The organism is Sinorhizobium psoraleae (assembly GCF_013283645.1).
Classification (GTDB): domain Bacteria; phylum Pseudomonadota; class Alphaproteobacteria; order Rhizobiales; family Rhizobiaceae; genus Sinorhizobium; species Sinorhizobium psoraleae.
The window spans coordinates 26710-43743 of sequence record NZ_JABEKV010000015.1; the positions used below are offsets into that span (position 1 = coordinate 26710).

At 57.7% G+C, this 17034-nt stretch carries 13 protein-coding genes and 1 pseudogene; 2 read left to right on the forward strand and 12 right to left on the reverse strand.

Annotated elements, in window-relative coordinates:
* Window positions 1-40: 40 nt before the first annotated feature.
* The 7 genes from ILFOPFJJ_RS32735 to ILFOPFJJ_RS32765 all read right to left on the reverse strand — a co-directional run bounded on the left by ILFOPFJJ_RS32735 (window position 41) and on the right by ILFOPFJJ_RS32765 (window position 10216).
* Window positions 41-1783, reverse strand: a complete 1743-nt coding sequence (locus ILFOPFJJ_RS32735; RefSeq protein ID WP_173514602.1) for a hypothetical protein — start codon at window positions 1781-1783, stop codon at window positions 41-43.
* Between the two features lie 64 nt (window positions 1784-1847).
* On the reverse strand, window positions 1848-2915 hold the full coding sequence (locus ILFOPFJJ_RS32740) for an AlbA family DNA-binding domain-containing protein (RefSeq protein ID WP_173514603.1): 1068 nt from the start codon (window positions 2913-2915) through the stop codon (window positions 1848-1850).
* A gap of 34 nt (window positions 2916-2949) precedes the next feature.
* The gene (locus tag ILFOPFJJ_RS32745) at window positions 2950-5169 is read right to left on the reverse strand and encodes a UvrD-helicase domain-containing protein (protein ID WP_173514604.1); all 2220 of its coding nucleotides are present in this window, start codon (window positions 5167-5169) and stop codon (window positions 2950-2952) included.
* A gap of 9 nt (window positions 5170-5178) precedes the next feature.
* On the reverse strand, window positions 5179-6024 hold the full coding sequence (locus ILFOPFJJ_RS32750) for a hypothetical protein (RefSeq protein ID WP_173514605.1): 846 nt from the start codon (window positions 6022-6024) through the stop codon (window positions 5179-5181).
* A gap of 123 nt (window positions 6025-6147) precedes the next feature.
* Window positions 6148-8001, reverse strand: a complete 1854-nt coding sequence (locus ILFOPFJJ_RS32755; RefSeq protein WP_173514606.1) for a ThiF family adenylyltransferase — start codon at window positions 7999-8001, stop codon at window positions 6148-6150.
* A complete protein-coding gene (locus ILFOPFJJ_RS32760) occupies window positions 7994-9040 on the reverse strand; it encodes a cyclic GMP-AMP synthase DncV-like nucleotidyltransferase (protein WP_173514607.1) in 1047 nt (348 codons plus the stop codon). The genes ILFOPFJJ_RS32755 and ILFOPFJJ_RS32760 overlap by 8 nt, the downstream gene beginning before the upstream one ends.
* A gap of 3 nt (window positions 9041-9043) precedes the next feature.
* Window positions 9044-10216, reverse strand: a complete 1173-nt coding sequence (locus tag ILFOPFJJ_RS32765) for a patatin-like phospholipase family protein (protein WP_173514608.1) — start codon at window positions 10214-10216, stop codon at window positions 9044-9046.
* 100 nt (window positions 10217-10316) lie between these two features.
* Here ILFOPFJJ_RS32765 and ILFOPFJJ_RS32770 point away from each other — a divergent pair, with 100 nt between their 5' ends.
* Both ILFOPFJJ_RS32770 and ILFOPFJJ_RS32775 read left to right on the forward strand, forming a co-directional pair.
* On the forward strand, window positions 10317-10676 hold the full coding sequence (locus ILFOPFJJ_RS32770; protein ID WP_173514609.1) for a helix-turn-helix domain-containing protein: 360 nt from the start codon (window positions 10317-10319) through the stop codon (window positions 10674-10676).
* Window positions 10673-11554 (forward strand): ImmA/IrrE family metallo-endopeptidase, encoded by an 882-nt coding sequence (locus ILFOPFJJ_RS32775; RefSeq protein WP_173514610.1) that lies wholly within the window; start codon window positions 10673-10675, stop codon window positions 11552-11554. Before ILFOPFJJ_RS32770 ends, ILFOPFJJ_RS32775 begins: the two co-directional genes overlap by 4 nt.
* 105 nt (window positions 11555-11659) lie before the next feature.
* Here ILFOPFJJ_RS32775 and ILFOPFJJ_RS32780 read toward each other — a convergent pair whose 3' ends face one another.
* The 5 genes and pseudogenes from ILFOPFJJ_RS32780 to ILFOPFJJ_RS32800 form a co-directional block, all read right to left on the reverse strand.
* Complete coding sequence (locus ILFOPFJJ_RS32780; RefSeq protein WP_173514611.1) at window positions 11660-12805, reverse strand: RHE_PE00001 family protein; 1146 nt, start codon at window positions 12803-12805, stop codon at window positions 11660-11662.
* Between the two features lie 604 nt (window positions 12806-13409).
* A pseudogene (locus ILFOPFJJ_RS36680) lies at window positions 13410-14082 on the reverse strand (site-specific integrase).
* A gap of 119 nt (window positions 14083-14201) precedes the next feature.
* Complete coding sequence (locus ILFOPFJJ_RS32790; RefSeq protein ID WP_173514612.1) at window positions 14202-14942, reverse strand: SDR family NAD(P)-dependent oxidoreductase; 741 nt, start codon at window positions 14940-14942, stop codon at window positions 14202-14204.
* 320 nt (window positions 14943-15262) lie between these two features.
* A complete protein-coding gene (locus ILFOPFJJ_RS32795) occupies window positions 15263-15475 on the reverse strand; it encodes a cold-shock protein (RefSeq protein WP_173514613.1) in 213 nt (70 codons plus the stop codon).
* 404 nt (window positions 15476-15879) lie between these two features.
* The gene (locus ILFOPFJJ_RS32800; RefSeq protein ID WP_173514614.1) at window positions 15880-16908 is read right to left on the reverse strand and encodes an IS110 family RNA-guided transposase; all 1029 of its coding nucleotides are present in this window, start codon (window positions 16906-16908) and stop codon (window positions 15880-15882) included.
* Window positions 16909-17034 lie beyond the last annotated feature (126 nt).

The following is a 17034-nucleotide window of genomic DNA, read 5'->3' on the forward strand; positions in this document are numbered from 1 at the left end:
TCGGCTTTATCACCGTTCACTTGTTCCGCGAGGTTTAATCTTAGGCTTTTTCCCAGGTTTTATACGCACTTTGCCGAAGTAATTCGAGAGCTGATTGCGTTCCCAGCTTTCTTCCATGGTCGGAAAAGGATTGAGCGCGGCAAGCCGAACGACGCGCTCCAGTGTTTTGATAAGGGGCCGGGTGTAGGGCCTTGCGGGAGGACGGATCGAAGATCATTTCAACGAGCTTCGAGGCAAGATTGACCTTGTTGATACCGCTATTCGTTCGCGCACGGTATAGAGCAGAAAGCTCTGCTCCCGGATTATTTCCCTTCTTGCACGCCGCTACGTCAGCCGACTTGAAGACCACGCCATTCGCGAGCGCTGTCATAGCTTTCGCGATCTCCGTTGCTGAGAAATTGTCAAACTCGAACGAAGTCCGCCACACCTTGATGTATTCGGGGCGCGTCGCGTGGCGGTTTGAGTGAAGTGTTGACGCCAAGTCTTTGGCCGCGTCCTTCAGTTTCTGTGCATAGTTCTCGTTGTCCAAGATTAGAAACGTGAAGGTTTGATGATGATGGAGGTAATCAACGAGACGCAAAATTGCGCGAAACCGATCTGCCTTTTTGCCCCCGGTGGCATTGTCCACCCCACCTAGGTCAATGATTTCAATCTGGTGTGTGCCGGCGGGCGCGCCAAAAAAGCGCTCAAAGACCATCTTCGCAGCCACTTCTTCGCTGGCCCCCTCAACGAATAGCGTTAGCTTCGGCGCAGGGTTCAAGTCGAATCGATTGACGACAAACTCCATATGTCGACGCACGTCAGCGCGGGCTGCTAGCTCCGGAACGTGAGTGATTATCGTCGTCCTTACCTCGTTAGGATGCCCTGGCTCTGCGCCATATAGATCACGGTATAGCATTCCCAACATTAGCGCGCCTCCGCGCATCGTCTCTGCGGCTAAGGCTTTACCCTTCAGGCGATCACGCTCGCGTGGTGAAACGAACTGCACTAGCTGATGCCAATGATCCAGTGGATCATCCCATGACTGCTGGGTAGAGAGAGCCTCAAACGCATGTTTCAACTTGTCAGAAGTAAGGTTAAACACTTTCGCGACGTATTTCGGATCCCACGAGCGGGCGTACGGCTCCCATTTCCAATGGGTTCCGTTGATAGTCATCCACTTGTCGGACGCGAAACCACCCTCGGAAACGATGCGCGAGCGTTGATTGCTGCGGGTGTATGGGTAATAGCGGTCCGAAATGAACTGGCATAGCAGATCAATTGCCGGCCGAAACTGGTTGCCGGTGCTGTAGCGCTCAGCGTGCATATCAGCAATACGCCGCATCTCTGCACCACGCTCTAACCAGGCCGTTTCATTTAGTTCACTCCCATCCAGAAGGTTTTCGAGGTGGATCGGAACGGTAAAATCTGCAAGCGCCCAAAGCAGCGATGCGATCTGGAATTTTGAATAATATGCCTCGCTCTCGGCCCCAAAATTCTCCGGAACTTCATGGGGCTGGCCGTTTGACGTGTCTACGGCATAGCCTTTCCTAAACCAGTTGTTGGTTATCAGCGGCAATCGCAATGGTGTTCGAGCGTTAGAATTGTACACCCGAAACAGAGGCGAAAATATCCCGAGCCTCTCTAATCGCAAAAGTCGCGCCGCGTCGATGGTGATACCACGCTCTTTGGCGAATTTAACGAACTCGCCCGAACGAAGCGGCCGGCAAAGATGGACACCGCCCGCCCTTAGCAGGAGGATCGCGGCGTTAGCGGGGATCGCCAGAAGACTCGGGTGCTTCATCCCACGAAGCTAGCATTGATAATCATCCGTTGGAACACGTGGAAAAGCTTCATGCGCGGCGCCTTCAGGCGTAGGTTGACGACTGTAGAATACGGTCGAGAAGCGATTGCGTCATACGGTCAGGCTCGAACGTCTCTGCGAAGGTGGGACGTCCCATCGTTATTGTTTTCGTCCGCGGAAACAACGTCATAAAATGATCGCGGCTATGTAGGTTGACGACGCTTGCCTCGACGGCAAATGGGCCATGAAGGCTTTCATTGTTGAGGAAGTCGCGCACATTCAGCAGATGTGTACCGATCTCAGCCTCCATCTTTTTGAAATTGACTCTCCCCTCCCCTTTTTCGAACGGGATCGGATGGCAGATCACGGAGTGAATTAGCCAATCGTCGCCGACGAAGAAGCGAGAGATAGGGTTGCCATGCATATCGACTGAGAAAACTTCGTGGCCGCCTGCAACACGTTCGAAAGCCTTGAAGGGTCCGTGCGGAGCAACAAACCCTTTCCGCCCATATCGTCCCTGTCTGCTTTCAAATCCCGGAAACTGCGGATTGAAGTGCTCGAGTGGCAGCAACGAGATATGAAGCTCCGGGCAGTCGAGGGTCAGCAGGCCGTCTGTCTTAAGGTTTTCACGATGTTCCTTGGAGAGAACACCAAGCCGATCCAACAGCGTAGATCTCGTTTCCTGCAATGCCCGTAGTTCACCGGGCAACAGGGGCTCGTTCTTGCGACCGCGACGCTGAAGGTATCGGCCAGTGATCTTGTTGCAATAGGGTTTATTGGTATTGACGCCGAGATCTATGCAAAGGATGAAGCCGCCGTCGACCGGCAGCGCATCCACCGTCAACTGGGCTGGGCCAGGTGCGATGTTGGATTTGAGCGTGTCCTGCAATCGCAGGCAAAAGCTGTCGACATTGCCAGTTAAAGGGTTCAACCGCACCGTTTCACTTTTGCGATCTTCATGTACGCCGACAAGGATTTGACCTCCGTCGGCATTCAGAAATGCGACAACATCATCGACGATGGAGGCCTTGCTTTCCTTATCATCTAGGTTGATTTCGCTCTTGAAATCCGGCCGCTGCCCTTCGCCAATCGCTCCGCTCAGGAGCGCGTTCAAATCAGGCATAGCGGGCATCTGAACGTACTCCGTAAGTTCAAAAATCGAACAATCAAGCGGTTGTCTCTATGAGACTTTCGTTGCGCAAGGGCGATTCAAGGATAACGCTTCGACCACCCCGCTCCACACAACATGCTATCACGAGTTTCCGCGCTGCTCGGCTCGCTCCGAGATATGCTCTCGAAACATACCGTCGCCGGGCGCCTTGGCTCAGATACTCGTCAGAAAGATCTGTTTGATCCACATGAACGAGGAACACCGTGTCGAATTGCAGCCCAGCGACATACTCTGGCATGCTAAATACGCAACGAGAGCGGGCATAGCGAAGTTCCCGCAAGTCCTCACGCGAGGTCACGGATACGAATTTGCCTTGAGTGCGACCAGCGGACCGATAAAGGTCAAATAGTTCTTCGTTCATGCACAACACGGCCACTTGGCTGCCCCCGCCCGGTATCGAGCGAGCAATAATGCCGGCTTGGTCAAGGATTGCGTCGATCAGCTCAACGCCAGTATCGAAGGTGATGAGTGAGGGAACGTCACCGTCTGTTTTGCTTGACTGACCGGCATAGGTGTCAAATTCGCCTTCCAAGTCCATCGCAGGAAACGATGCATCAAGGTCCCGGAGGAATGATGCTATTTGGGGCGTCGAACGGAAGACTTGCTTTAGCTCGACCGGAACGGATTCACCCACACCGGGGTTGCGGAACCTCTCCAGTCTTCCTCCCAACGCAGCATCATTCGTGCTTTGCTTAAGGTCATAAGCCATGAAAAGCGGCCACCGGCCGGAATGTTCCGCCCGAGAAGCAAACAGGTTCTGCAATGTCATAGCTTCGACACGCGTAAAATAATGGTACTCGTCTACGAAGATCAGGTCGAAGCCGTCTCTGTCGCGCAGTTGGTTCCACTCATGTGTGGAGAGATATCGGCCAAAATCAGCTATCATTTGATCCATGCTGAGTAATCGTTCTTTCCGCAGGGCATCGCGATAGGAATCGTGAATTTCAAGAACGATTTTTCGATGTAGCTCCGTCGGTAAGGCCATCTGCCACGCTTCGCGAGCGCCTCTGACATATCGATCCGCTTCCGCGGTCCCCTTGCGGACATTTTCCGCATCAAGGACACAAGCAAACTCGTTCATCAGGTCCTCGATCAGATTGGCCCGCGCATTCCCATCCTGGATACGTGTGGCCATATCCTGGCATTCGCTCAACATGCCGAGAGCCGTGCGAGGCGACTTCCTGACCACCTCAACGGCGTCCTGGATCAACATCCGCTGCAACTCTCTCCCGTCTCGGCCATCGAGCGAGAGCGGCTGAAGGCCTTTCTTTTCATAGCTGAGTTGCTCCTGAGCCAATTCATAAAGTGTACCGATCCACAGCTTCGGACGTCCGGTTGCTGTTTGCAGTTGGGCCCAACGCGCCGACGGGTCCAAAGCATAGAACATCCCCCGCACGACCTCGTGTGCCAGTGCAGAGCTATGCGTTAGGAAAGCGACAGTCTTATCGCCGCCTGCATCGGCATCTGCGTAAAGATCCTTCAGGCACTTAATCGCCATGGCCTGCGTTTTTCCGGTACCGGCAGCGCCTCGAAGGCGTATCGGTCGATCGTTGGGTTGATCGACGAATTTTAGCTGCTCCTCACTCAGTTTTCGTTCGTACCATTCCTCAAGCGAGCCGGAGCCGGAGAGTTGGGCGCCCAGCGGCGCACTCAGCAAAATCCCAAAATTTCCCACCGGATCTTGTGTTGGCTGATCTATCGTCAGCGCATCAAGCAGACCTGCCACCGCAGCTTCATACGAGGCGATGTCCATCGGAACTTGCCGCAAAACCTGCGGCCCGTCGGTCACTCCGAAGGCGAATACGTTTCCACTTCCTGCCGGCGCCTGATCGAAGTAAATGCGATGTTGATTTTTTCTGCTGATTGGTTCTGCGTAAACTGAGAGAAGCGACCCTTCATGATACGGTTGCCACTGGATGGGCAACGATATGCTTCGATTGAACTGCCGCAGGGCAACGCGAACAATTCGCTCGAACGCGGATCGAGGTTTTGTGACGCTGGCGAAAACGCCGGACTCGCCAATTTGGACGACGAGCAAGCCGCTCTCGAGGTCAGCCTTCTTCGATAGTAGATAGACGACGCTGCCGATCTCTACCCTTCGCAAGCCAACGGCGTTGGCGGGAACGTTGAAATCTGAAAACCATGCGTCCTCGATCAAGGCCGCATCCAGAATGCCGACGGCGTCTTCGTCGATGACGAGTACACTCAATGTCATTATATCCCCCTACTTCTGGTAGATTGTATCGACCAGCAGTTCTGTGGCCGCGTCGCATGCGTCCTCAAATTGAGTCGACATGCCGATGCGGGAAAACAGGAAGGCTAGTTTTTGAGCGACGGAGAAACGCAACCCATCACTGAACCGTCCGATCCGGTGGAATGCGTGAGGTTGACCGTTTATTCTTGCGTCGGCTTCAGTTTTAAACAGGTCCTTGCCGTATACCGAGGAGATCGCTCGAAGTAAGATGACAAAACCGTATCCTTCGGTGCCCGGGATCTCAGGGATCAATACGAAATCCGGAAATCCGCGGTCAGCATCGAAAGCTTCCCTGATAGCCGCTCGTTGTGCCTTCTCGTCGCGGCCGAGCAACGTCCACGCTTTGCGCAGGCACGTCATGCCGGCGCGCTCGCCGTCATGTCCAAGCGCCAACCGCAACGCTGATAAGGTTGCGAGCAACTTTGCGTCCGCTGACTTTGGTGGTTTGATCGCGCCGACAATTTCATCAGCTGTCGCCTCGCTAAGCCAGGCGTGCAAAGCGGGCCCATCGACTTCAGAAAGCTGCAGCCCAGTGCGCTTAATCAACCCGTTGAGACCGTCACAAGCCGGCCTTGTCTGTTTGTCGACCAAACGGCGTAGCTGCTCTGGCGCCCAGTAGGCGTCGAGGAATTGGTCTGATCGTACGATTTCGAGCCATGTAAAGCGGTCGCCCGCTTTACTCTGCGCGATGTCGCAGTCAGCTGTGATGATAAAACCCCAAGTTTGCCAGTCCACATTCGCCGTCTCAATGCGACGAATGACGTCGCCTTGTCGAATATCGGCGTCGTCGGCGACGAAAACACAATGATCACTCATTCATAGCTACCCCCTTAGCGCAGGAACATGGAGGAGCATTCTCTCAATTGCAAATACAGGTTTGCGTTGTAAACAATAGAAACCATGCAGTAAATGAGGAGTTGATTTGCCTGTGTATCGCCGCTATAGGACGCTCGGGACAGATGCCATATCGTCACCGGGCGGACGGCGACATTTCCCACATCCGTGATCTTCCCACTGGCGGTTGACCACCCTTGCACCCCTCTCCTCCAAGCCGAACTCCGATGTCCATCGAGTGCTATAGCGGCCCCCGAGCATCTGGATTCGCGAATGCGAAGCGGCAAAGACTCGATGGAGGGAAACTTCCGGCGCGTCCAACAGGCAGTCCAGCGCCATATCGCTGGCGGTCGCGGTGACAAAGGAGAGTTCAACCGGCCCATAGGGTTGATAGTGGGCGCCACAGGCCGGTTCTTCACGGCTTTGATCAAGCCCGTCCGGCCAGTCGACAACCTTAAAATCCGGAGTACCTGTGCGATCCAGGTGGCATTGCAAACATCCGCCATGCTTGGCAACGGCAACTGCATGGCCGGCGCATGCATGTGCTTCGGTCCAACAATAAAGCACGGGCTTCTTTCTTCCCTGATCGACATGCCAGCTGTTCAGCGCATGCTCGGCTGCCCAGCTGCCGGTCGCCGAGACGATAAGATCAGCCGCAGCGAGCACGGAGCCATCCACCCGAAGAAGGGCATCCATATCATACGAACGGCTCTCGAGTTGCAGATGCGGATAGTCCTTCTGCAGGCGTTCAGCCAACGCTGTCGCCTTGTTTTCGCCGACGGCGGTTGCTCCCAGGGGGTGGCGCCCGACGTTCGGCCAGCTAAGCTCCTCAAGATCGACGAGGACGAGGCGACCGACACCAGCTTGCGCCAGTGTGCAGGCGACAGGCGCTCCGACCGAACCGCAACCGATGACAACAACGGTGGAGGCAAGCAGCTGTTCTGCGCGGGGGTCCTGCCCCCGCCCATGAATCCAGGCAGCATCTGCGCGCTGGACTGATGATCTGACCACTGGTGTCCTCCCAAAAAAGCGCTGAGTAATTAGTTTCGCGGGCGTACTGCTGGGACGAAACCCCATCGAGATAGGCTCTTCAACAGGCACAAGCCAGTTACGGACTAGTTTCGGGTTCGATACGCGAACGGCAACGATCCCAGTGCCACCACGGCCTGGGGCACCGATGACGGCGATAATCTCGTCAGGCGTCCTGCTAGCGGCCTCTTCCAACGCCTTCGGCGCTTCCGGACCAAGCCTTGACGCCAAGGAATAAAGGTCTGCGGCCGTTTCCGGGTATTGCGCAGGTAGCGGCGGCTCGCTCATCCATAGCAATGCTCCCTTCTCCGTCGTCGCCGTAGCGAGCTTTCCATATCGGCGCGCGACCCAAGTCAGGAGTTCTTCCCGACTTTCACCGAGCACGGTAGTCCCCAGCCCCTTCCAGACGTAGATGGTCCTCGACGGCGGGCCTGGACGAACGAGGCTATGGAGGCGGCTACCGTCGAACTGGGTCTTGTAAGCCCAGTAAGTCAGGAATTCTTCTTTGAAATCGCGCTCGACGATGTCCCCCTGCAGCAACTCCTCGATCAATCGGACTGATCGAAACAAAAGATTTTCGGCAACAGCCGTCGGATCGTCCGGATCAACCTCTGACATGTTTGGCAACAGGCATAAGATCCCGTCGCCCTCGACATGAGGCCAGGTCAGCGCTACCGGGTGATCGACCAGGGCAGTTCGAACCGGGATCCGCGGAAAATCCGCGGTCGCGACAATATCCAGCCGGCGCGTCATCTGGTCGCTGAATTCGACCCTGATCCGCCAGACGGCAGCCCAGTTGCGCCTAGGATAGCAGGCCGAGATCTCTTGGCTGTTCAGCCGCTCCGGTGCTTGCCCAGTCAGCTCCCGCACACGTGCTTCGAGCCGAAGCGCTGCCTGCCGCCAGAGAAGAGAAGGGGTAAAGTCAAGCATGGCGTCCGCCGCCTGCGCTGCTCACCGCAGCGGCGACAGAACCTGCCTGTCCGAGAAGAGCAGCGGAGCCGACGACGGCCGACGCAAAGACGCTGGCCCTCTTTTCCTCTTCCAGGCGCTCGCTGAAGAATGTCGTCGCAAAGACCTTGTCCCAGCACTTGAGCGCCTTTTCACGGGTACAGTCGGAGTCGAATAGCGGCGCGAGGTTGTCGATCGCTTCCGTCAACTTGTCACGGAAGAAACGCGCGCGCGCGTCATCTTTGCCGTTGGTAATGTAGCTGTCCGGCGTCACCGGATGTCCGATCTGCAGGTTCCAATCGAGCCTGTTACGGATCGACACCATCGTATCGTAGAGCGCTTTGTCTTCCCGGGTCGAATATTGGTAGCGCTCGGTCAAAACCACTGTGATGCCGAAGCCACTCAAGATTGATGAACGCCAGCTGAACCGGCTACGCGCGAATTTTTTAAGGTCGCGATTGATGCGACGGAGCTGACGGCCGTCCGAGGATTTCGAACGCTCGTCTTTGTACCAGGCCGAAACGTCGCGAGCATCGGATCGCTTCCAGCCACTGCTTGCAGCCAATTCGTAGTGGTAGACATCGCCAAAGAATGAAGGGGTCTTCACACGACGATAGACGGGCAGATCGACGTGATAACCCGCCTCATAGAAGACGCGGACGCAGTTCGAGCGCACTTCCGGAGCCCGGTTAAATTTGCCGTCGTCAACGGCATCACGCACCATCCAACGAGTTTGCAGAGAAGTCATCTCGGCGCCACGCTCTCCGACAAGATCCTCCTTGGCGAAATAAACGCCATCATCGATGTCGTAATCATTGTCCGGGTCACGAACCATCGTCTTCATCGCGTAACTGCCCTGCTTGACGAATTCCAGAGGGCCGGGCTTGCCTGCCTTCTGCAGGCCATTGCGCAAACGCGTCCGGTTGGCATCACGCCGGTTGCGCATCTTGTCCTGCTCGGTCTGCGGCAGGGTCACATCCTGGTCATGGTAGGCCCGGACATCTTTTGAACAGTCGAACATGCCTTATCCTTTCTGGCCATCATCAGTCGGCCACACCACACCCGATACCGGCATGGCCGGCAGATTATTCATTAGACGCGAGATCATTGCCCCATCGGAGTTATTGCGATCGTCGCAGGCACTTTTCGTCAAATCCGCATCCGTGTGAGCCTGATGAATGAGCCGATCCATCGCCTCGGGGCGGGTATCGTCCAGAGCGAGATAAGGCATCATGCTGGCGGGCACCGCCTTGTTCGGAAATCTGACGCGCCGAATCGAACGCCCACAATCGCTCATCGCATTGGCGAGAAGGCGGGCCATGTTGTCGAACGCAAATTCCTGAGCGGAAATGCTCAGCGGGGCGACGTCGGCACCAAGCGACCAATCCAACATCGAACGATGAGCTGTTTCCTCGTCGAGGTGGTCGCCCTCAGGACGCGGGCAGGTGCCGAGCGAGTAGATTTCGATCGGCTGATCAGGCCCGGCGATAGTCAAGGCATCAACGAGACCGACCATGATCGGGTTGTTGGCCCAGAGGCCGCCGTCTGCGAAAACCTGCTTCGGCCCACCAACGGAATTGGGATCATCGATCGCAGCGAGCGAACGGTAGATTGGGGCGGCACTTGTCGCCATGCAGACGTCAACGAGCGGATAAAGGTCGTCCCGCACACCGCTACGCGGCGTCTTCTTGAAAACCCATGCCCGATGCGTGCTCATCAAAACCGCAGGGATGGATAGGGAAATATTGCGCATCTGGAAAACATCGAGCATCGTCCTGGTGCCGAGGACACTCGTCAGCGCGTCGCGCAGCGCCTGATCACCCTGGCGCACGTAGGTGCTGCCGCGTGCCGCACGAAAGAGGGCGCTTCGCTTCCCGGAGATGCGATGGGGAAAGATTTTTGGCCCATGATCGCGATAGAGGCTGACAACCTCTTGCATCGGACGTCCGACGGCGAGCGCGCATCCGACGATCGAACCGGTGCTGGTACCAGTGATGAGATCGAAGCCGGCGCCGAGATCCAGAGCGCTCGTCCCGCGAATACGGGCAAACTGATCAGTAAGCCTGGCGAGAAACGCTGCGGTGTAAATCCCACGCATCCCGCCGCCGTCGAGGCTGAGCACACGAAACGGGCGCTTAAGCGACGGAACGTCCGGCGACGCGGTACCTGCAACATCATCTGGACTACCAGCCACCATCGGTTCTTTCTCTTGCGCTTGTCGTGTTCGACATGAGATAACTGTCTAACCATATATGATTTGGTTTACAAAACGTCAAGATTTACATGCCGGAGTAGACATGTCGGAAGAAAAGAACCCGTCGCAAGTTTTTCAGGAACGGTTGAAAAGTGCCCGGATTCTAAGGGGTTACAATCAGGACGAACTCGCAAAAAAAGCGGGGATGCCGGCAAGTTCGATCGCCCATTTTGAGACGGGAACGCGCAAGCCATCATTCGACTCACTGCGTCGGTTGGCAAACGCACTCGAGATTACGACTGACTACCTGCTGGGGCGAGTCGAAGAACCCGAGCTTGCAAAGGATGGCGATCCGCTGTTCCGCGACATGGGCAAGCTGACTGGAAATGACCGGGAAATTGCGAAAGACTTTTTGCAGATGCTCGCGCGGCGCGCGGCGGAGAAAAAGGGCTCTCGAGAATGAGCAAGGTATTCAGCCTCAAAATGGCAAGGCAAGCTGCTGAGGCTCTGCTCAAGGAGGAGGAACTCCTGTCCCTTCCGGTCGATCCCTTCGCAATCGCCGCCAGCCGCGACATCATGGTGGAGGGTAAGTCAGAGAAAGTTGATGGTGTATCAGGGATGTTGCTGCGGCACGGTAATGATTTCGGCATTGTCTACGCGACCCATATCCGCAGCGAAGGCTTTCAACGATTCAGCGTGGCCCACGAGCTTGGCCATTACTTTCTTCCGGGTCACGTTGATCAGGTCATTCAGAACGGCATTCACGTTTCTCGTGGCGGATTTGTCACGAATGATCCCTACGAGCTTGAAGCCGATCACTTCGCGGCTGGGTTGTTGATGCCGGAACAGCCGTTCCGCAAGGCAATCGACCGCCGGGAGCCCGGCCTGCCAGCTATAGAAGCCGTCGCCGATCTCTGTGTCGTATCAATGACAGCCGCCGCGATCCGGTATGCAGAAGTCGGCGATGCCGCTACCGCCGTCATCATGAGCACCGGCGGTGTCATTGATTACTGCTTCATGTCCGAGGCCATGAAATCTCTCCCAAAACTTGATTGGCTTCGCAAAGGTATCAAGTTGCCCTTAGGTACGGTAACTGCCACGCTCGCTGCTAATCCGAGGCGGGTCGCCGCCGGCGAAAGGGTCAAGGATGAGATTGATGTCCGAGAGTGGCTGGCGGGCCCCACACGGGAGACTGTCATTGAAGAATCCCTTGGCCTTGGTTCCTATGGAAGGGTCCTGACCATTCTAACCTCTACCAAGATTGGGCAGGAATTGGAGCCTGACGAAGAGGACGAGGAGCAGGAGTTGATCGAGAGCTGGACGCCACGCTTCAAGCGCTAAAGAACACATACGCAGAGGCGGCGCTCAATCCAAAGTCCACACGGTAAAGCCGAGATGCTTGTTGCCGATGACTGCGCTTTCGAGCTTTCTTATTGAGAACGGCCGTCAAACTACACCCCACGCTCGAAACCTCCCCCTCCCCGTCATCTCCCGCAGACCGAGTTCACCGACAATCCGCCGCGCCGCCTGCGGCGTGACCTCAAGCGTCTTCGTGACCATGCCAGCCGAGACAAGGGGTCTTGCCATGACCAGCTCGATCAGCTCCGGCAGCTTTGACGACGTTCGCCGACCGGCCAATTTGCGCTCCATCATCTGCCGCGCCAGGGCCAGCCGGTCGTGTTCCTTCAGCCCGAGCTCTGCGGTCGCGATCAAACAGTGGGCGATGGCCAGCATCCGGGTCTCGCGATCGCGATGGCGGCGACGGCCGACGGGAATGGATCTCAGGCCTAGGTTGAAAGCGGCGAGATGGGCCGCGGTAGTGACGCCGGCTTCCCGCAGGATCGCCGCCGCCAGCAGTCGACCAAGCCAGGGCGCGTGCTGCAGCACTGCCAGTTCGTTCCAGGCGTCGAGGGCAACGATCGACTGCAGTACCGGCGGCAGATGACCGATCTGATGGAGCACGCCGCCCCACTCCTCGAGGCCCTCGTCTTCGTCCCAATCGAGATCATAGACCAGCGGATCCTTTTCCCGCACACTGGTACGGCTAGGCGACTTCGCTGCTTCGATGGCAGCCTCGGATCGCGCCAGCACCGCATCGATCTCGGCGAGCTCGTCGTCAAACGGACTGGATTTTTGCTCGGATGCGTCCGCCCCCTCCCCTGCTTCGACGGCAGCAAGATCCGCCGTGGTCCCGACATTCCCCCCGGCGCCGTCGGCGCCACCTAATGCTCCAGGCCACGCCTGGCCGCGCAGGCTGCGGAGACCGTCGGGGCTGAGCGCCCAGCCGGGCGGCTGGGATGCGAGGCGCCGGCGGCTGCGCAGCACGTCGCGAGCGATGGTCAGTTCATGCGTGGGTGTGCGAATGTCGTAGCCGGCGTCATGCAGCACCAGGTCCTCGAGGTGGACGAGCTCGCCGTCGATCCATAGCGAGGCGCAGGCATCGGCAAAATGCGAGCGTTCGATCCAGCCCTCACCAACTGGCGAGCGGCTGATGCGCTCGTCGAGACGGGCGAGCGCGATGCCGGCGTCCGAGATGGGCCGCAGCAGGCTCTGGATGGGTAATTTTGCGAGATCGTAAGGCATTGAAATCATGGTAAACGATTTCTTAAACGAACTCTATCTTAAAATTAGAGTTCCTCACTTGGCATGATCGCTGGGAGCGTCTATCACTATCGATAGGTATCCAGTATCGATAGTGATGGATTCGGTGGCGCGAAGCACCTACGTCGGTCGTCCTGGATGAGCGGAAAAGCCCGGCTTCCCGGCCAATTTTGACGAGGTTCGCCGGACCGTCGGCAGCCGAATGCAGTAGCGGGCCGACGGGACAGGGCGATTATCTCCTCGCCCGAGAAACCCTCGAGCGTCGCAGGCGAGCCCAACGCGCTTTGCCGCTCCCATAACCGCTGCTTTTCCAGCATCTCCGCCACAGAAGCCGCTGGCGCGCATTTGCCCTATGCGGACGCTCCGTTGCTCGTCTTCGGTGGCGATTTGAGTCTGGCGAGCCGTTATTCGATATCTAAAACACGCTTGCAACTGAATAACGCATTCCTTACCTGAACATGTCGCTGATGCAGCGTGCCGAAGCCTGGGGCAGATCAGCGCTGGCCGCTGATCGGAACGATATTTCGGAGGCGGAAGCAGAGCCGGAAGAATGGCAGTCGTTCGAGCAGCGAGCAGATGCGGGCCATAGTGACGCTTAGACGATCAGCCGGGCCGCTCGTCCATTCTTCCGTTCAGCGTTGTTGTAATAGCTCGCCGCCTGGGTCCCCGACTTGTGCAGCGACTGCTGCATCGGTTCCGTGAGCTGAATGCCGCGATTTGCCGCTTCGGTCAGATAGCCGGATCTTAGCGCCGAGAACAGCACCGGATCGAGCCCCGCCTTCTGGCAGCGGCGTTTCAGGATCAGGTTGACGGACGGTCGCGCATGTTTCGAGAAGTTCGCGAGTACGTCGCCAGTAACTGCCTTCCTGCTCTTGCGTTGCCGCGGCCGGACACTGGCGCGAACCGCAAGCGGCAGGTGGATTTCAGCGGCAGCGCGCCAAAAGTCCCGGTCAGGCCGCGCCAGCGGGTGAGGATCGACCAGGTGGTCAGCCTCGCCGCACCGTCCCCGGCGCGTGCGGGCCTGCGCCTTCAGCAGGCGCTCGTCGTCGGTCAGCAGCGCTGCGAGCTGGCCGCGCCGGTCGGACGGCAGGATGGCGTCGAGAAGCCTCGAGCTCTTCGGCGCGTCGGTGGACCGCTTGGCTGTCCGATTCCGCCGTTCTATGTTTGTCGAAACGATTGCTTTCGGAAGCACGATCTAGGAGCGCTTCGTCGAGCTCGCCCGGGCGCAGCGGCACACGCCCACCGCCCGCACCGAATAAAGGTGGCATGACAGCGTCCTTTCTCAGACGGTCTCCGGTCGCCAGCGTTTGATGAAGCTTTCGATCTCGCCGCGATGGTCGGTCGGATAGCCCCCCATTAAGCTACCAACAACTTGACATCACACTTGTCAGACGTGCTGCCCTCCGTTGATGTGGATTTCCGCGCCATTGATGTATGAGGATTGCTCCGTGCAAAGGAAATGGATGGTTTCCGCGACTTCGCGCGGTTCGCCAAGCCGTCCCATGGGCACTTCCGCCGCCACCAACTCATCGGTACCGGGCGAGAGGATCGAGGTCTCTATTTCGCCAGGCGCAATGGCGTTGGCGCGCACACCGCGCCGACCGAATTCATGCGCCATCTCTCGGGTCAAGGCGGCAAGCGCTGCCTTGGAGGCCGCATAGGCAACACCTGCAAAGGGGTGCACGCGCGAGCCGGCAATGGAGGTCACGTTGACGATCGAGCCCTTTGCCGCCACGAGCTCCGGCATCAGCGAGCGGGCGATGAGAGCAGTCGAGACGAGATTGACGTTGAGTACCTGAGTCCAGACATCCGCATCCGTGCCCTGGACGCCCAGGCGGCTTTCGCCCGGCCCTTTAGGCGAAATTCCTGCGTTGTTGACGAGCGCGTGCAGCTTGCCGTTCGGTAGGCGCTCGCACACGGTTGCGGCAAGGCGGTCGATTTGCGAGAGGTCGGCAAGATCGGCCTGGATATGGCTCTCGCGGGCAGACGGCCAGGCGCATTCTTCCGAGAAGGCTTGACGGGAGACAGTCAGGATACGCCAGCCCTTCGATTGGAAGAGCTTCACCGTCGCATGGCCGATGCCGCGGCTCGCGCCCGTCAGCAACATGTACCGGCGTTCTTCGGTCATGCGAGCACTCCCTTGGTGCATGATACATCGTTATCTGTGGTGGGGTGGCGCTTTTATCGGCGGCGTGCTTGGTGTTCTGACGGGGATCGTAGAACGCCGATCGCCGCGCCGGCTGCCTGTCGTGCCTCCAATTGTTCTTTCAAACTCTCCAACTCGGCTTTCGCATCAAAAAGCCCGGCGCGGGAGGAGGTGAACCGCTTCGGTACTCGGGAGATAATGTTGCGGTGCAGCGAAAGCAAGCCGCGCGGCTGCGGTGGATCGCATATCTCGAGCTGCAAAAAAAGCCGGGTGAAACCCGGCTCACCCCGAACGCATTGCAATCAGCCTCCAGCCTGGAGGTTGTCCGCCGACATCTTGCCGGACTTGCGATCCTTTACCAGTTCATAGGTGATCTTCTGGCCATCGTTCAGACCACGCATTCCTGCCCGCTCCACCGCGGAAATGTGAACAAAAACATCGGCGCTGCCGTCGTCTGGCTGGATGAAGCCGAAGCCCTTCGTTGCGTTGAACCACTTTACCGTACCGCTCGCCATAACGTCTTCCTTTGATCCTTTCCCGTGCCGTGCCCTAGGGCGGACGAGGCACTCACCTCAACGTGAGCAAAAATAGACACTTCTGCGCTCTGGACAAAGCTGAAAAAATCCGCCCGAGCGTTGAAACAACTTCTGTGGTTGCCGTCCGTTGCGCAAGTAGTGTCTGACCCTTTTTTGACGTGTGATCGAGTGCGGTCTTCTGTCAGGCCTTTATTTGCGGCACTTTCGAGAGACCGCTGGCCGGTATGGTGATCTGCGGATCGGGTCCAAATCTGCCAAACGAGCTCTACGCCCTCAGTTAATTCCTGGTTTTCCCGGTCCAGATCTGTTCGATCATGCGCCCATTCAGGTCATCGACTTCTCACACCTCCTTGCCAGTCCTGGTTATCCGCGGTGGTTTCTTGTCACGCCGCCACAGCCAGAGCCGGGTCTCGATAATCTTCCTGCTTCGTCAGCATGGCCCATATTTTCCGAGCCATCTTGTTCGCCAGTGCGATCGCCACCAGCATGCGCGGCTTCTTAGCGAGCATCCGCGAAAGCCATGATCCTTGCACAAGCGGTTTGCGGCTCGCCCACCTAACGCGGGTCATTGCCCCGATGATCAGGAGCCTTCTGATGTCGGCCTGACCGGCCTTCGACACCCGGCCGAGCCGTTCCTTACCGCCAGAAGAGAACTGTCGTGGAACCAGGCCGAGCCAAGCGGCAAAGTCCCGACCGCATCGGAAGCTCTGCATCGCTGGCGCGAAAGCTTCGACGGCCAGTGCGATCAGCGGCCCCACACCCGGCATGGTCTGAAGCCGGCGCGCGACTCCGCTCTGCCGAGACAGTTCCGCGAGCTTCTTGGCCTTTTCTGCGATCCGGGCCGTCTTCTCGCCGATCTGAGCCAGAAGGTCGCGGCATTCCTCCCGCACAAGCTCGGGCAGGCCGATCTCAGCTTTCTCGACAATCGCCTCAATGCGCTTGATGTGACCAATCCCCTGCGGAATGACCTGCCCATATTCGTAGAGAACGGCGCGCAGAGTGTTCACCAATTCCGTTCGCTGATAAACAATACGCTCGCGCGCCCGAAACAGAACCGCCCGCGCTTGCTGATCAGCGGTCTTCGGCTCGACAAAGCGCATTTCAGGCTGACGGGCCGCAATGACGATTGCCTCGGCATCGGCCGCGTCGTTTTTCTGCCGCTTCACGAACGGGCGCACATATTGCGGCGCGATCAGCTTGACTGCATGGCCCAGCTTCACCAACTCGCGCGCCCAGTAATGGGCGCTGCCGCAGGCTTCCATAACAACAAGTGCCGGTGGCTGCTCTGACATGAACCGGAAGAACTGCCCGCGAGACAGTTTCTTGCGATACTTCACATCGCCTGTCATCGACGCCCCGTGTAGCTGGAAAACATTCTTTGCCAGATCCACCCCGATCATCGTCGTCTTCATCTGCCGTCCTCTCCGCTCTGTGGCTCTTACAAACCACAACTTTGGCACATTGCGATGCCGTTAGGGGAGGACGGCAACCACATGGGGTAATCGCGGGAGCGAGTCGCCCCTGATGCAGTCCCGACA

Coding starts and splice junctions, on each gene's coding strand:
- ILFOPFJJ_RS32735 (WP_173514602.1), bottom strand. CDS start 1,783: ATGAAGCACCCGAGTCTTCTGGCGATCCCCGCTAACGCCGCGATCCTC.
- ILFOPFJJ_RS32740 (WP_173514603.1), bottom strand. CDS start 2,915: ATGCCCGCTATGCCTGATTTGAACGCGCTCCTGAGCGGAGCGATTGGC.
- ILFOPFJJ_RS32745 (WP_173514604.1), bottom strand. CDS start 5,169: ATGACATTGAGTGTACTCGTCATCGACGAAGACGCCGTCGGCATTCTG.
- ILFOPFJJ_RS32750 (WP_173514605.1), bottom strand. CDS start 6,024: ATGAGTGATCATTGTGTTTTCGTCGCCGACGACGCCGATATTCGACAA.
- ILFOPFJJ_RS32755 (WP_173514606.1), bottom strand. CDS start 8,001: ATGCTTGACTTTACCCCTTCTCTTCTCTGGCGGCAGGCAGCGCTTCGG.
- ILFOPFJJ_RS32760 (WP_173514607.1), bottom strand. CDS start 9,040: ATGTTCGACTGTTCAAAAGATGTCCGGGCCTACCATGACCAGGATGTG.
- ILFOPFJJ_RS32765 (WP_173514608.1), bottom strand. CDS start 10,216: ATGGTGGCTGGTAGTCCAGATGATGTTGCAGGTACCGCGTCGCCGGAC.
- ILFOPFJJ_RS32770 (WP_173514609.1), top strand. CDS start 10,317: ATGTCGGAAGAAAAGAACCCGTCGCAAGTTTTTCAGGAACGGTTGAAA.
- ILFOPFJJ_RS32775 (WP_173514610.1), top strand. CDS start 10,673: ATGAGCAAGGTATTCAGCCTCAAAATGGCAAGGCAAGCTGCTGAGGCT.
- ILFOPFJJ_RS32780 (WP_173514611.1), bottom strand. CDS start 12,805: ATGATTTCAATGCCTTACGATCTCGCAAAATTACCCATCCAGAGCCTG.
- ILFOPFJJ_RS32790 (WP_173514612.1), bottom strand. CDS start 14,942: ATGACCGAAGAACGCCGGTACATGTTGCTGACGGGCGCGAGCCGCGGC.
- ILFOPFJJ_RS32795 (WP_173514613.1), bottom strand. CDS start 15,475: ATGGCGAGCGGTACGGTAAAGTGGTTCAACGCAACGAAGGGCTTCGGC.
- ILFOPFJJ_RS32800 (WP_173514614.1), bottom strand. CDS start 16,908: ATGAAGACGACGATGATCGGGGTGGATCTGGCAAAGAATGTTTTCCAG.